At 59.0% G+C, this 14,580-nt stretch carries 12 protein-coding genes and 4 tRNA genes; 6 read left to right on the top strand and 10 right to left on the bottom strand.

All coding sequences use genetic code 11. The features are described from left to right. Positions 1 to 306: 306 nt before the first annotated feature. Together AB9N64_RS27660 and AB9N64_RS27655 are read left to right on the top strand one after the other, a co-directional pair. Entirely contained in the window at positions 307 to 2,388 is a 2,082-nt protein-coding gene (locus AB9N64_RS27660; protein WP_224796967.1) for a carboxy terminal-processing peptidase, read from the top strand. 117 nt (positions 2,389 to 2,505) lie between these two features. Further along, complete coding sequence (locus tag AB9N64_RS27655; protein WP_014717796.1) at positions 2,506 to 4,275, top strand: bifunctional diguanylate cyclase/phosphodiesterase; 1,770 nt, start codon at positions 2,506 to 2,508, stop codon at positions 4,273 to 4,275. Here the strand turns inward: AB9N64_RS27655 and AB9N64_RS27650 are convergent. From AB9N64_RS27650 to AB9N64_RS27635, 4 genes are all read right to left on the bottom strand, one after another. Continuing rightward, positions 4,272 to 4,643 (bottom strand): hypothetical protein, encoded by a 372-nt coding sequence (locus tag AB9N64_RS27650; protein WP_005786715.1) that lies wholly within the window; start codon positions 4,641 to 4,643, stop codon positions 4,272 to 4,274. The genes AB9N64_RS27655 and AB9N64_RS27650 overlap by 4 nt on opposite strands. After that, complete coding sequence (locus AB9N64_RS27645) at positions 4,640 to 4,978, bottom strand: helix-turn-helix transcriptional regulator (RefSeq protein ID WP_014717794.1); 339 nt, start codon at positions 4,976 to 4,978, stop codon at positions 4,640 to 4,642. The genes AB9N64_RS27650 and AB9N64_RS27645 overlap by 4 nt, the downstream gene beginning before the upstream one ends. Positions 4,979 to 5,074: 96 nt before the next feature. After that, entirely contained in the window at positions 5,075 to 5,530 is a 456-nt protein-coding gene (locus AB9N64_RS27640; protein ID WP_014717793.1) for a YkvA family protein, read from the bottom strand. 1,009 nt (positions 5,531 to 6,539) lie between these two features. After that, positions 6,540 to 7,280, bottom strand: a complete 741-nt coding sequence (locus AB9N64_RS27635; protein ID WP_003190133.1) for an FKBP-type peptidyl-prolyl cis-trans isomerase — start codon at positions 7,278 to 7,280, stop codon at positions 6,540 to 6,542. Positions 7,281 to 7,527: 247 nt separating this feature from the next. Here AB9N64_RS27635 and AB9N64_RS27630 point away from each other — a divergent pair, with 247 nt between their 5' ends. Together AB9N64_RS27630 and AB9N64_RS27625 are read left to right on the top strand one after the other, a co-directional pair. Next, entirely contained in the window at positions 7,528 to 9,336 is a 1,809-nt protein-coding gene (locus AB9N64_RS27630) for a di-heme-cytochrome C peroxidase (protein ID WP_236466279.1), read from the top strand. A gap of 29 nt (positions 9,337 to 9,365) precedes the next feature. Then, entirely contained in the window at positions 9,366 to 10,499 is a 1,134-nt protein-coding gene (locus tag AB9N64_RS27625; protein WP_032901960.1) for a catalase family protein, read from the top strand. A gap of 89 nt (positions 10,500 to 10,588) precedes the next feature. On the opposite strand, the gene AB9N64_RS27620 is transcribed toward AB9N64_RS27625, so the two are convergent. From AB9N64_RS27620 to AB9N64_RS27605, 4 genes are all read right to left on the bottom strand, one after another. After that, positions 10,589 to 10,665: transfer RNA gene (locus AB9N64_RS27620), tRNA-Asp, on the bottom strand. 19 nt (positions 10,666 to 10,684) lie between these two features. Beyond that, a tRNA-Val gene (locus AB9N64_RS27615) sits at positions 10,685 to 10,760 on the bottom strand. 177 nt (positions 10,761 to 10,937) lie between these two features. Next, positions 10,938 to 11,014 (bottom strand) — tRNA-Asp (locus AB9N64_RS27610). Between the two features lie 19 nt (positions 11,015 to 11,033). Continuing rightward, positions 11,034 to 11,109: transfer RNA gene (locus tag AB9N64_RS27605), tRNA-Val, on the bottom strand. 159 nt (positions 11,110 to 11,268) lie between these two features. Here AB9N64_RS27605 and rdgC point away from each other — a divergent pair. Next, positions 11,269 to 12,189, top strand: a complete 921-nt coding sequence (gene rdgC / locus AB9N64_RS27600; protein ID WP_020301078.1) for a recombination-associated protein RdgC — start codon at positions 11,269 to 11,271, stop codon at positions 12,187 to 12,189. A gap of 144 nt (positions 12,190 to 12,333) precedes the next feature. On the opposite strand, the gene AB9N64_RS27595 is transcribed toward rdgC, so the two are convergent. Then, positions 12,334 to 13,158 carry an IS3 family transposase gene (locus tag AB9N64_RS27595; RefSeq protein ID WP_032901718.1) on the bottom strand — a complete coding sequence of 275 codons (825 nt, stop codon included), beginning with the start codon at positions 13,156 to 13,158 and terminating at the stop codon, positions 12,334 to 12,336. Positions 13,159 to 13,166: 8 nt separating this feature from the next. Further along, on the bottom strand, positions 13,167 to 13,469 hold the full coding sequence (locus AB9N64_RS27590) for a transposase (RefSeq protein WP_014717988.1): 303 nt from the start codon (positions 13,467 to 13,469) through the stop codon (positions 13,167 to 13,169). A gap of 132 nt (positions 13,470 to 13,601) precedes the next feature. Here AB9N64_RS27590 and AB9N64_RS27585 point away from each other — a divergent pair, with 132 nt between their 5' ends. Continuing rightward, complete coding sequence (locus tag AB9N64_RS27585) at positions 13,602 to 14,558, top strand: bile acid:sodium symporter family protein (RefSeq protein WP_020301079.1); 957 nt, start codon at positions 13,602 to 13,604, stop codon at positions 14,556 to 14,558. The last annotated feature ends 22 nt before the right edge of the window (positions 14,559 to 14,580 follow it).

Below are 14,580 nucleotides of genomic sequence, written 5' to 3'. Positions count from 1 at the left end.
GAAGAATTCTTCATCTGGTGCACCGCTATCGCAGGCAAGCCAGCTCCCACACTGACTGCATTTCAATCTAGGATTCGGTCAGGCTGTTGGCAATATGGACTACACCGGACGTAGGACGAGGTTGTTCTAGCCCCCCACATCACCGTCAACGCCTTGCAATGCTTTCACAGTGCCTCCATAGTGAGTCTGGACTGAGCCCGGTGCTGTAGCGCCGGGCTTTTTGCATTATGCGACCGGACCATATGGAACCGGCTCCCTCAAAGACGGCCTAATATGCGTTATCAATTGCCCCCGCGTCGAATCAGCATGAAGCATCTGTTCCCCAGCACCGCCCTCGCATTTTTCATTGGTCTCGGCTTCGCGTCGATGTCGACCAATACGTTCGCAGCCAATAGCTGGGACAACCTTCAGCCTGATCGCGATGAGGTGATTGCCAGCCTTAACGTCGTCGAGTTGCTCAAGCGCCATCACTACAGCAAGCCGCCGCTGGACGACGCTCGCTCAGTGATCATCTACGACAGCTACCTCAAGCTGCTGGACCCCTCGCGTAGCTACTTCCTGGCCAGCGATATCGCTGAGTTCGACAAGTGGAAGACCCAATTCGACGACTTCCTCAAGAGCGGCGACCTGCAGCCCGGCTTCACCATCTACAAGCGTTACCTGGACCGCGTCAAAGCGCGTCTGGATTTCGCGTTGGGTGAGCTGAACAAAGGTATCGACAAGCTCGATTTCACACAGAAAGAAACCCTTCTGGTGGACCGCAAGGACGCTCCTTGGCTGACCAGTACCGCGGCGCTGGACGACCTGTGGCGCAAACGCGTCAAGGACGAAGTGCTGCGCTTGAAGATCGCCGGCAAAGAGCCCAAGGCCATTCAAGAACTGCTGACCAAGCGCTACAAGAACCAGCTGGCACGCCTGGATCAGACCCGTGCCGAGGATATCTTCCAGGCATACATCAACACCTTTGCGATGTCCTACGACCCGCACACCAATTATCTGTCGCCAGATAACGCGGAAAATTTCGATATCAATATGAGTCTGTCCCTGGAAGGCATCGGTGCCGTCCTGCAAAGCGACAATGACCAGGTGAAGATCGTACGTCTGGTGCCGGCAGGCCCTGCTGACAAAACCAAGCAAGTGGCACCGGCCGACAAGATCATCGGCGTGGCCCAGGCCGACAAAGAAATGGTCGATGTTGTCGGCTGGCGCCTGGACGAAGTGGTCAAGCTGATCCGTGGGCCTAAAGGCAGCGTGGTGCGCCTGGAAGTGATTCCGCACACCAATGCACCGAACGACCAGACCAGCAAGATCGTGTCCATCACCCGTGAAGCGGTGAAGCTCGAAGACCAGGCCGTGCAGAAGAAAGTCCTCAACCTCAAGCAGGATGGCAAGGACTACAAGCTGGGCGTGATCGAAATCCCGGCCTTCTATCTGGACTTCAAGGCGTTCCGTGCCGGTGATCCGGACTACAAGTCCACCACCCGCGACGTGAAGAAAATCCTGACAGAACTGCAGAAAGAGAAAGTCGACGGCGTGGTCATTGACCTGCGCAACAACGGCGGCGGCTCCCTGCAGGAAGCCACCGAGCTGACCAGCCTGTTTATCGACAAGGGCCCGACCGTATTGGTACGCAACGCTGACGGCCGTGTCGACGTGCTCGAAGACGAGAACCCGGGGGCCTTCTACAAAGGGCCGATGGCGCTGCTGGTCAACCGTCTCTCGGCCTCGGCCTCGGAGATTTTCGCCGGCGCCATGCAGGACTACCACCGTGCGTTGATCATCGGCGGCCAGACCTTCGGCAAGGGCACCGTGCAGACCATCCAGCCGCTGAATCATGGCGAGCTTAAACTGACACTGGCCAAGTTCTACCGGGTATCCGGGCAGAGCACCCAGCATCAAGGCGTACTGCCGGATATCGATTTCCCGTCGATCATCGACACCAAGGAAATCGGCGAAAGCGCCCTGCCTGAAGCCATGCCGTGGGACACCATCCGCCCTGCGATCAAGCCGGCGTCGGATCCGTTCAAGCCCTTCCTGGCGCAGTTGAAGGCTGATCATGACACCCGCTCCGCCAAGGATGCCGAGTTCGTGTTTATCCGCGACAAGCTGGCCCTGGCCAAGAAGCTGATGGAAGAGAAGACCGTCAGCCTCAACGAAGCGGATCGCCGTGCACAGCATTCCAGCATCGAGAATCAGCAACTGGTACTGGAAAACACCCGCCGCAAGGCCAAGGGTGAAGACCCGCTCAAAGAGCTGAAGAAAGAAGATGAAGACGCGCTGCCGACCGAGGCGGATAAAACCAAGCCGGAAGACGACGCTTACTTGGCCGAGACTGGCCGGATCCTGCTGGATTACCTGAAAATCACCAAGCAAGTGGCCAAGCAGTAAATGATGGCGATTTAACGTGATCGCTCCTCGGAGTGTCATCATATAGACATCATTCTGTCGTGAAATAAAAGGACCGCAGGTTTACGCCTGCGGTCCTTTTTTTTGATCGAGACCGCCATGACCATGACCGAACAGCTGAATGCATTGGGCTCAATCCTGGCTCAAGGCAGTTTGCACAGCCTGTTCCAACCGATCATCTGCCTGTCGGAGCGGCGCATCCTGGGTTATGAAGCCCTCAGTCGTGGCCCGTCCAACAGCCCGCTGCACTCCCCCGTTGCGCTGTTTTCGGTGGCCAGCCATGCCGGGCGCCTGAGCGAACTGGACATGGCGTGTCGAGAGAGTGCGTGCCGGCGCTTCAGCGAGCAGAAACTGCCCGGCAAGCTGTTCCTCAATATCTCGCCGGAATCCTTGATGGAGCACGCGCATCAGCCAGGGCGCACCCTGCAACTGTTGCGCGACTTCGGTATTTCTCCCAGCCAAGTGGTGATCGAGCTCACCGAGCAAGCGCCCACCGACGATTTCGCGCTGTTGCAAACTGCCTTGCACCACTACCGCGACATGGGTTTTGCCATCGCACTGGATGACTTAGGCGCTGGTTATTCCAGCTTGCGGTTGTGGTCGGAACTGCGCCCGGACTACGTGAAGATCGACCGGCACTTTATCGACGGCATTCACCAGGACGCCCTCAAGCGCGAGTTTGTCGGCTCGATCCTGCAGATCGCCAGGGCATCCCGCGCCCAAGTGATTGCCGAGGGCATCGAACTGCCAGAAGAACTGGCGGTGTTGACCGAGATGGGCGTCGACCTGGTCCAGGGCTACCTGCTCTGCCGCCCTCAGGAAAAGCCGCCGCAGGAAGCGCGCCTGATGCTGCCCAAGCCGGATAACGCCACGCTGGCCCTCAATGACGAAGGCAGTGACCTGAGCGCACTGCTCAATGAGCAACCCGCCGTGGATCAAGACACCGCCACCGCCCAAGTGCTGGAATCGTTCCGCCGCCAGGCCAACCTCAACTCGCTGGCGGTGTTAGACGGCCGTGGTTGCCCGGTCGGCATTGTGCACCGGCACTCGTTGTCGGACGCGTTGCTCAAGCCGTTCGCGACCGATCTGTTTGCACGTAAACCCATCAGTCGCTTGATGAGCGATGATTTTTTGGCGGTGGAACTGAGCCAGTCCTTGCAACAGGTCAGCCGCTTATTGACCAGCCGCGCGCGGCAACGCATCGAAGAGGATTTCATCATCACCCTGAACGGTGATTACCTGGGGCTGGGTCGGGTCATTGACGTGCTCAAGTTGATCACGGAGCTGAAAATCCAGCAGGCCCGCTACGCCAACCCGTTGACCTTGTTGCCTGGCAATGTGCCGATCCAGCAATGCCTCACCCGGCTGCTGCAGCAACAGCGCGAGTCGGTGATCTGCTATGTGGATATCGACAGTTTCAAACCGTTCAACGACATCTACGGCTACGGGCGCGGGGATGAAGTGCTGCTGTGCCTGGCGCAGTGCCTCAACGACCGGGTAGACCCCAGCCGCGACTTTGTCGGGCACATTGGCGGCGATGACTTTCTACTGGTGCTGGGCCCGCAGGACTGGCGCAAGCGGCTCAACCAACTGCTGGACGATTTCCACACCCAATGCCGACGCTTCTACCGCGCTGAACACCTTGAGGCTGGGTGCTTCGTGGCCCTCAATCGCCAGGGCGCGCGCCAGGAGTTTGCATTGCTGTCGCTGTCCATCGGTGTAGTGCATTTGTATCCTCAGGCCTGCGCACAACTCGATGCCAGCCAGTTGGCAGAGCTGGCTTCACAAGCCAAGCACCATGCCAAGGATGTGGCGGGCTATAGCATCCACGTGATCGACAGCATGGACACCTGCGCCCAGGCGCTTTAGGCCTCGGCGGATTCCGGGTACTCGTACTCGAACACCCGCACCACTTCGGATGCATGCCAGGACGCGGCGGCCACACCATCGGAAGGCCCGCTGAACCGCCCCAGGCGCTCAACACACTCAAAAAAACCGGTGCGCGGCAGGCGGCTGGCACCCTGGCTGATCACCAGGGAACTGCGCAGCGGTTGCTCCGCCTTGGCATCCAGTGCCGCCAGGTGCTCCAGGGCCGCAGCCAGGGTCTGCATGGCCGGCGTCGGGAATTGCAGGCGCTCAAGCAGCGCACGGTAGGTGAGCAAATGGCGCTGGCGCCGCGCCTGATCCAGTTCGTTGAGCAACCCATCCCAGTGTTGACGACTAATACGTAAGCTCAAGACTCATCCCTCCAACCTGCAACGCCCAATTCCCAGGCCAGGCTGCGGCGAATGGCGGCATCCGGCTGGCGTTCACCACTTTCTATCAATCCAAGATACGAAGGGCTGATGCCCACGGTACGCGCCAGGGCCTCGATTGCCAGGCCCTTGGCCTCACGCAGGCCGCGCAGGGCTGCAAGCGGACGCAGGTCCTGCTCGATAGCGGTGGGTGCAACAGAAGGAGAAGCGCGTGTTGGTTGCAATTGACCGGCAGCTTTTAGCAGCGCCTGGTACTGGTCCCATGGCAACACCGCGTATTCGGGTGCGCCATCGCGTGAAATGATCTGGATATCCATGACTGCCCCGTAGGATAAAAACACTTACTAAGTAAGTTATTTCCTTAGGAGTGTAATCCTAACAGCCACAAAGGTCGCAGGGGATACCGGGCAACATTAGTTTTTTTGCGGGTTTTCCCGGGCCAGCAGCTCAGGCGTCGCTGGCAGGCGCTCAACCACCGCAAGTTTTTCCGGGCGCTGCCCATCGCGCCAGGCACGAAACGCGCTCAGTTCGCCGCTCAGGGTCTTCATGACCCATGCCAGCACGGCGATGTCATCGAGCATGCCGAACATAGGGAGGAAGTCCGGAATGGCATCAATCGGGCTGAGAAAGTACATCAGCCCCGCTACCACCGAAATCAGCGCCTTGGGGCTGATGGCACGGTATTCGCCACGCCAGTAAGCCAGGCAAAGGGCCTGAAGCAATTTGAGATCGTCCTTGAGCTGGCCGAGCCGATTGCCTTGGCTTGAGCCTTTGGCTGCAACGGCAAACAACAAGGTTGGCAAGCGCCCGCGACCCAGCAAGCGTGCGGCCATAGGCAGGAAGCGGGTGAAAGTGAACGGTGGTTTCATAGGGCACTCCAGTTCCAGGCGATATAAAAGGTTATCCACACAAATTGTGGATAACCTTGTGAACAGAGCCTGTTTTATCGGCTGAAAGCCACGGACTACAAGGCCTACAGTCAGATCGGGCGTTTTTTGCGCACATAAAAAAAACCCAAGAATTCATTGACTTGGCATGTATGTGCGGCTACCCGTGCTCGAGTCTTATATCAGACTGTGTCCGGTTGCAGACGTTCGTTTGGATTTGCAGAGGCTTCAACGTAGGGGCTGGCTGGCGTGCGATAGCCATAGACATCTACACGACCCGGTACGACGTGGCAGCCTGCCAGCCGATGCCTATCTCCCAGACACCCCCGGCTCCAAATGTGGGAGCTGGCTTGCCTGCGATTGCCTTAGGCATCAACACAACTTTACAGGCTGTAGCAGCCAACGCTAACCACGATGCGAAGCGAGCCGCTCTTGATCTTGATCTGCTTTTGATCTTAGGCGCCCCGTTAAACCACGCTGGCCGGAATTCGACAGGGATTTGGGGGGTAAACCGGCAGGGATGCCGGTTTAGCCGCCCCGCGCCATGGATGGCGCGTGGCGGCGGCCCCCCAAATCACTGGCGGATTACGGGCACACCGAGCCTAGGCGAGGTGCCGAGTGGTGGGGCAAGAGCGTTTTGCTTACTTTGCCGCTCTTGCAAAGTGAGCCGCCGTCAGGGCGGAACCCTATGTGGCCGTTACCGCAGCAATGGATATGTACACAATCCAACTGTGTTGACTGCCAGGCCGCCTTCGCGAGCAAGCCCGCTCCCACAGGTTGATCGTGGTGTGCCAGTTAGTAGGTGTAGGCTGGCAGGCCGTCATCGCAGGCAAGCCAGCTCCCACATTTGGAGTGCTGAGCGTCTGGCGGTCATCACAGCGATGCGGCAACCCGACAAGCCAGCGCCCACAGAAGATTTTTGCATCCTTTGATACAGACCCGAAAACAACAACGCCCCGTCGAGACGGGGCGTTGTGTGTTCAGGCGCCGATTACTTCTTGGCGGCTGGTGCAGCAGGTGCGTCTGCTGCTTCTGCCTTGGCTGGGTCCTTGATGGCCAGCAGCTCCAGGTCGAATACCAGCACGGAGTTGGCCGGGATCGCCGGGCTCGGGCTCTGGGCGCCGTAGGCCAGGTCGGACGGGATGTACAACTCGACCTTCTCGCCAACATGCATCAGTTGCAAGCCTTCGACCCAACCCGGGATCACGCCGCTGACCGGCAGGTCGATCGGGCTACCGCGATCTACGGAGCTGTCAAAGGTAGTGCCGTTGGTGAGCTTGCCGGTGTAGTGAACAGTCACCACGTCGGTCGGCTTAGGCTGGGCGCCGTCGGCCTTCTTCACGATCTTGTACTGCAGGCCGGAAGCGGTGGTGACAACACCGTCTTTCTTGGCGTTGTCTTCGAGGAATTTCTTGCCAGCGGCTGCCGACTCTTCGCTCATTTTGGTCATGCGCTCTTCAGCACGCTTTTGCAGTGCGGCAAACGCTTCAACCAGCTCATCGTCCTTGAGCTTCTGCTCTTTCTTGCCGACGGCATCTTCGATGCCCTGGGCAACAGCTTTGGAGTCCAGGTCGTCCATGCCTTCTTGGGCAAGGCTCTTGCCCATGTTCAGGCCGATGCCGTAGGAAGCTTTCTGCGCCGGGGTTTTCAGCTCTACGCTGGTCTGCGAATCACAACCCGCAAGTACCAGGCTAACCAGGGCCACCGCCGCCGCCAACCGATGCTGTTTCATGCTATTTCCTTGTTCATGCGCCATAAGGGCATTCGAATAAAGTCGCGAGCTTATCAGGCGGCCACGACCAATGGCTACCGGCATGTGAGCAGGAAACTTCTGATAAGTTCACGTGTTTAAAAGCATTTCCATTTATCATGGGGCCCCGCGACGGATCGCGGGACCGCCTGATAGCGGGCCAATTGCTACTTGCCGCACCTGTGGCGCAGTGGCATAACAACGCGACAATTCGACAAGGATAGTTATCTTGCGCATTTTTTCCCGAGTTTTACTCCTGATACTGATCGCACTGGGCCTGATCCTGGCCGTGGTGTTCTATTACACCCTCAACCCCAAGCTGCCGGACTACGTGCCAGTAAAGCAGGTGCACTACCAGGAGCAATGGAGTGCCGACGACCGCCAGACCTACTACTTCACGCCCCAGGGCACCCAAGTAAAAGGCCTGCACTACGACTGGTTCACCGCCCTGGAACTGCCGTTTTCCGAGCAACGCTTTGCCGCGCCGGAGTACCTGGCGCGCTTTGGCTTCCTGGTCGACCCCAAGCAGACGCCCACCGCGCAAAACCCTGGCAACCTGCCAGTAGGGTTCGCCCGGCACCAGAACGCCGACAGCAGGGCTCAGTACCTGGATATCACCTGTGCGGCCTGCCACACCGGCGAATTGCACTACAAGGGCCAGGCCCTGCGCATCGACGGTGGCTCGGCGCAACACGTACTGCCCTCCAGCGTTCCCACGTTGCGCGGTGGCAGTTTCGGCCAGGCCCTGGTCGCGAGCTTGGCCGCTACCTATTACAACCCATGGAAGTTTGAGCGCTTTGCTCACAAGGTGCTGGGGGATCAGTACGATGCCCAGCGCGATCAACTGCGCCAGGACTTCAAGCAATCGCTGAACCAGTTCCTCAAAGTCGCCTGGAATGACACCCACCGTGGCCTTTACCCCACCGAAGAAGGCCCGGGCCGTACTGACGCCTTTGGACGCATCGCCAACGCCAGTTTTGGCGACGCCATTTCCCCCGACAATTATCGCGTCGCCAATGCGCCGGTGGACTACCCGCAGCTGTGGGATATCTGGACCTTCGACTGGGTGCAGTGGAATGGCTCGGCCCAGCAGCCCATGGCGCGCAACATCGGCGAAGCCCTTGGCGTAGGCGCGACTCTGGCGTTCTTCGACGCAGCCGGGCAACCGCTCAAGGGCGATGCCCGCTACCCGTCCAGCGTACGGGTGCGCGACCTGCACCTGATCGAAGAAACCCTGCAACGGCTCAAGCCGCCGACCTGGCCGCAAGACTTGTTCGGTGCCATCGACAAACCCCTCGCCGCCCAGGGCCGCGCACTCTTTGCCGAGAACTGCGCCGGCTGCCACCTGCCCACCGTTACCGAAGAAAACGGCCGACCGGTGCAGCAGTTGAAAATGCTGCCGGTGGACTACATCGGCACCGACCCCGGCACAGCCAACAACATTGCCGACCAACGCTATGACCTCAGCGCGCTGCAATGGGACCCGGCCGAACTGGCCCGGCTCAATGTCGAACTGCACCCCACCCCCACCGCGCCGCTGGACCTGAAAAAAATGTCGGTGGCCCAAGGCCTGGCCTATGTCACCGCCTTCGTCGAAGAGCATGCCTACCGTGCGGCGGGCGTGACCCCGGCCGAGCGCCCGGGCCTGGACGGGTTCGGCCTGCCCATCGGCGTACGCGAGTTGCGTGCCTATAAGGCGCGGCCACTGGCAGGCGTATGGGCCACCCCACCGTTCCTGCACAACGGTTCGGTGCCGACGATCTACCAACTGCTCTCGCCCCAGGACGAACGCAGCACCACTTTCTATAAAGGCACCTTCAACTACGACCCGCGTCACCTGGGGTTTGAGACCACCGCCTTCAAGAACGCCTTCCTGTTCGATACCAGAGTCACCGGCAACCACAACAGCGGCCACGAATTCCGTGCCGGCGAACGTGGCAATGGCGTTATCGGCCGTGGCCTGCTGCCGCAGGAACGCTGGGCGCTGCTCGAATACCTCAAAGTGCTGGGCGGCCCGCTGGAGCAACAACTGCCATGATTATCCGATCGCAAAACAAGGACCGCTCCATGCTTGCTCGTCTCTGGCTGCGCCTTGGCGCCTTTGTGGGCAAAACCCTGCTGTGGCTGCTGGGCCTGGGCCTGCTGGGCTGGGTGTTGGCCACGGCCTGGTTCGCCTGGCAGCACAGGGGCCCGGTGTCGGTGAAGGAACAGATCCCGCCGGGTGAGGCGGCGATGACCCAAGGCATCATCCAGACCGCCGTGCGCATCGTTGACCAGCATCGCGAAGGCACTCGCTACCTGCGCGATGCCCATGCCAAGGCCCATGGGTGCGTGAAAGCCGAGGTCAGCGTTCTGGCGGATCTCGACCCGGCCTTGCGCCAGGGTGTGTTCGCCGAGCCGGGCAAGACCTGGCAGGCGACGATGCGCCTGTCCAACGGCAACGCCTACCCGCAATTCGATAGCATCCGCGATGCCCGCGGCATGGCGATCAAGCTGTTGGATGTGCCGGGCAAGCAACTGATGGCCGACCAGCAAGCGCGCACCGAGCAGGATTTCGTGATGTTCAGCCATCCGAACTTCTTTGTCAGCGATGTCGCGGAATACGCGCAGAACATCGGTGCGCAAGCGGATGGCAAGAAGGTCCTGGCGTTCTTTCCCAAGCTCGACCCGCGCAGCTGGCAAGTGCGTCACTTGTTTATCGCCCTGGCAACCCTGGCGCCCGCCCCGGCCAGCCCGACGCAGACGACTTACTTTTCAGTGTCGCCTTATAAGTTTGGCGCGGCCAACGCCAAGTTTCGCGTGGCGCCCGACCCGCAAAGCTGCCCGGATTATGTGTTGCCCAAACAGAACCAGGACCTGCCCAACTTCCTGCGCAGCGCGCTCAACCAGCAACTGTCCACCGACCGCGTAGACGCGTGTTTTGTGCTGCAGATCCAGCGGCAAAACCCGCAGGCCTTCATGCCCATCGAAGACACCAGCATCGAGTGGAAGGAAAGCGACGCGCCGTATGAAACGGTGGCCAAGGTCAGGATTCCCGCCCAGGACTTCGACACGCCGGCGCAGAACCTGGCGTGCGATAACCAGTCGTTCAACCCCTGGTTCGGTTTGGAAGCGCACCGCCCCATCGGCGGGATCAACCGACTACGCAAAGCGGTGTACGAAGCCGTCAGCGATTACCGCCACAGCCGCAACGCGCCGTAAGGTGCGTTAAATCGCAGGCGAAAAAAAACCCGCTCAATGAGCGGGTTTCTTATGGCTACCTGGCGTTCAGCGTTCCAGGTGACCGAATATGGCGCAGCGGACGGGACTCGAACCCGCGACCCCCGGCGTGACAGGCCGGTATTCTAACCGACTGAACTACCGCTGCGTGTAACACTTGAAGCGAATGGTGGGTGATGACGGGATCGAACCGCCGACCCTCTGCTTGTAAGGCAGATGCTCTCCCAGCTGAGCTAATCACCCTTCGTTTCGGTGTGGGCGCATCATACACCAAAAAATCGTAATGTCTTGATTTAAATGCAATTTATTTAAAAAAAGTTTAGCGCACGATTTTTTGCCATATTTCGGACAGAAAAAAACCCGCTCAATGAGCGGGCTTTCTTTGGTTACCTGGCGTTCAGCGTTCCAGGTGACCGAATATGGCGCAGCGGACGGGACTCGAACCCGCGACCCCCGGCGTGACAGGCCGGTATTCTAACCGACTGAACTACCGCTGCGCGTAACACTTGAAGCGAATGGTGGGTGATGACGGGATCGAACCGCCGACCCTCTGCTTGTAAGGCAGATGCTCTCCCAGCTGAGCTAATCACCCTTCGTTTCGGTGTGGCGCGCATTCTACGGAGCGACCCTAAGTCTGGCAAGCACTTTCTTAAATCTTTTTTTTCAGCCCTTCCAATGGCTTAGGCAGGGTTGGCCTGCGGCGTGATCAAGAGAATAATGCCCCCCTTTGTATAGAGGAGAGACTCACCCCATGTGGTTCAAGAACCTGCTTATCTATCGCCTGACCCAAGATCTGCCTGTTGATGCCGAGGCGTTGGAAGCGGCCATGGCCACCAAGCTGGCGCGCCCTTGTGCAAGCCAGGAGTTGACCACTTACGGTTTCGTCGCGCCTTTCGGTAAAGGTGAAGATGCTCCTCTGGTTCACGTCAGCGGAGATTTTTTGCTGATTGCTGCGCGCAAGGAAGAACGCATCCTGCCAGGTAGCGTGGTGCGTGATGCACTTAAAGAGAAAGTCGAAGAGATCGAAGCCGAGCAGATGCGCAAGGTCTACAAGAAGGAGCGCGACCAGATAAAGGATGAAATCATCCAGGCCTTCCTGCCGCGTGCCTTTATTCGTCGCTCGTCGACCTTTGCTGCGATCGCGCCGAAACAGGGCCTGATCCTTGTCAATTCGGCCAGCCCAAAGCGCGCCGAAGACCTGCTGTCGACCTTGCGCGAGGTGATCGGCACCCTGCCCGTCCGTCCGCTGACGGTGAAGACTGCACCAACTGCCATCATGACCGACTGGGTCACCACCCAGAAACCGGCCGATGACTTCTTCGTCCTCGACGAATGCGAACTGCGCGACACCCACGAAGACGGCGGCATCGTGCGCTGCAAGCGCCAAGACCTGACCAGCGAAGAGATCCAACTGCACCTGACCACCGGCAAGGTCGTGACCCAACTGTCCCTGGCGTGGCAGGACAAGTTGTCTTTCATGCTCGACGACAAGATGACCGTCAAGCGTCTGAAGTTCGAAGACCTGCTGCAAGACCAGGCGGAACAGGACGGCGGCGATGAAGCCCTGGGCCAACTGGATGCCAGCTTTACCTTGATGATGCTGACTTTCGGCGATTTCCTGCCAGCGTTGGTTGAGGCACTGGGCGGCGAAGAGACACCACAGGGCATCTAAGCAACACCGATCCAATGTGGGCACGGTCAGTGTGGGAGCTGGCTTGCCTGCGATAGCGGAGTGTCAGCCAGAGTAGTGCCGACTCATACACCGCTATCGCAGGCAAGCTGAACTGGTCAAGTAATCTTGGACACCGATTAAGGTTCACGCCACCAACCTTTCCTTCGCGACCGGCGACCGGTAGTCGTTGTAGCTGTGAGGCCTGCTGATGTTGTAGCGCGAGACATAGCGCTGCACGTCTGCCCGGGCCTCATGTTCCAGTTTGTAGCCCGTTTCAGGAACCCACTCTGATTTCAAACTACCAAAGAAACGCTCCATGGGGGCGTTGTCCCAGCACTCGCCTTTACGGCTCATACTTTGTCTAAATCCGTGTTTCACAAGCTCGTTTCGGAATTTATGACTGGTGTACTGACAACCTTGGTCTGAATGAAACAACACATCCTGGGGGCGGCCGCGTAGCTCAACCGCCATGCGTAGCGCTTCGCAGGTCAGATTGGCATCAGAAATCATCGAGAACGACCAACCCACGATCCTCCGAGCGTACAAATCCAGAACGGCGGCGAAGTACATCCATCGCTTGCCGACCTTGATGTAAGTTACGTCGCCACACCACACCTGGTTAACCGCCGTTACATCAAATTTTCGCTTGAGCACGTGCGGCGCAACCAATGCCTCAACGCCCGGCGACTTGTACTTATGGCGCCTGCGCTGACGACTAGCGATGCCAGCTTCGCGCATCAAACTGCGAGCCATATAACGTCCGATACGATGCCCTTTGGCTTTTAGCTCCTTGGACAAAGTACGTGCGCCGGCCGACTCTCTGGACGCCCTGTGGTGCTTGACCAGCGCGGCTTTGAGCTTGTCCCGTTCAGGATTTGCTCTGCCCTGGCGCTGGCGCCAGGCGTAGAAACTACTACGGTTGATCCCAAACGCCCGGCAACACCTTTTAACGCCGTATTGCTCGTCCAGCTCATCGATCAGCGTGAATGATCTTTGGCGTCCAAAAGCAGGAGAGCACTGGCCTTTTTTAGGATTTCAATGTCCAGGTCTTTCTCCCTGAGTAGGGCTTTGAGCCTCTGGATTTCTCGCTGATCAGCGGTAATTGCCTTGGCCCCTACCGGGGTCGAACCCAGGCGTTCTTTCTGCACTTGATCGACCCAGCGGCGTAGAGCAGTGGGGCCGATATCTAGGCTGGCACAGACCTCAGTAACCGGCTGGCCTTCATCCAGCACCATGCTGGCAGCCTTGAGCTTGAACTCACTCGAATAAGATTTACGCATATCCAAACACCTCAGATTTGGGCGCTATCATAACGCCCGATTGAAGTGTCCAAAATCATTAGGCCAGTTCAAGCCAGCTCCCACATTTGATTGCATCGACAACTCAGAAATCGAATAAAAAAGGACATCCCCATGCGCGCACTCGCCGCCTTGAGCCGCTTCGTCGGCAACACCTTTGCCTACTGGGTGTTGATCTTTGCCGTTGTCGCCTTTCTCCAACCCAGCTGGTTCATCGGCCTGAAAAGCGCCATCGTCCCACTGCTGGGCCTGGTGATGTTCGGCATGGGGTTGACCTTGAAACTGGAAGACTTCGCCGAAGTCGCTCGCCACCCCTGGCGCGTGGCGTTGGGCGTGGTCGCGCATTTCGTGATCATGCCGGGCGTGGCATGGTTGCTGTGCCAGGCGTTCCATTTGCCGGCGGAAATTGCCGTTGGCGTGATCCTGGTCGGTTGTTGCCCAAGTGGCACGTCGTCCAACGTCATGACCTGGCTGGCCCGGGGTGACCTGGCGTTATCGGTGGCGATTGCCGCGGTCACCACCCTCCTCGCTCCGCTGCTCACACCGGCATTGATCTGGCTGCTGGCCTCGGCCTGGCTACCGGTGTCGTTCATGGAGCTGTTCTGGTCGATCCTGCAAGTGGTGCTGCTACCCATCGTACTGGGCGTGGTTGCGCAGCGCTTGCTCGGTGATCGGGTAAGGCATGCGGTGGACGTGCTGCCACTGGTGTCGGTGGTCAGCATTGTGATCATCGTCGCGGCCGTGGTTGCCGCAAGCCAAGGCAAGATTGCCGAGTCGGGCCTGCTGATCATGGCCGTGGTGATGCTGCACAACAGCTTCGGTTACCTGCTGGGCTACTTCACCGGGCGCCTGTTCAAGTTGCCCTTGGCGCAACGCAAGTCGTTGGCGCTGGAAGTCGGTATGCAGAACTCCGGGCTGGGTGCCGCGCTGGCCAGTGCACACTTTTCGCCGCTGGCGGCAGTACCCAGCGCGTTGTTCAGCGTCTGGCACAATATTTCCGGCGCATTGCTTTCTACCTACTTCCGTCGCATGAGCGAGAAGGAAGACCGCCGCGCATCAGACGCCGCGTAATTTCAGCTCTCCAGAGAACTTC

The sequence above is a fragment of the Pseudomonas sp. KT_2_4 genome (assembly GCF_041410225.1).
In the GTDB taxonomy this organism is placed as follows: Bacteria; Pseudomonadota; Gammaproteobacteria; order Pseudomonadales; family Pseudomonadaceae; genus Aquipseudomonas; species Aquipseudomonas paracarnis.
The sequence above is the reverse complement of the archived record's forward strand: the minus strand, read 5'-3'. Positions and strand labels throughout refer to the sequence as shown.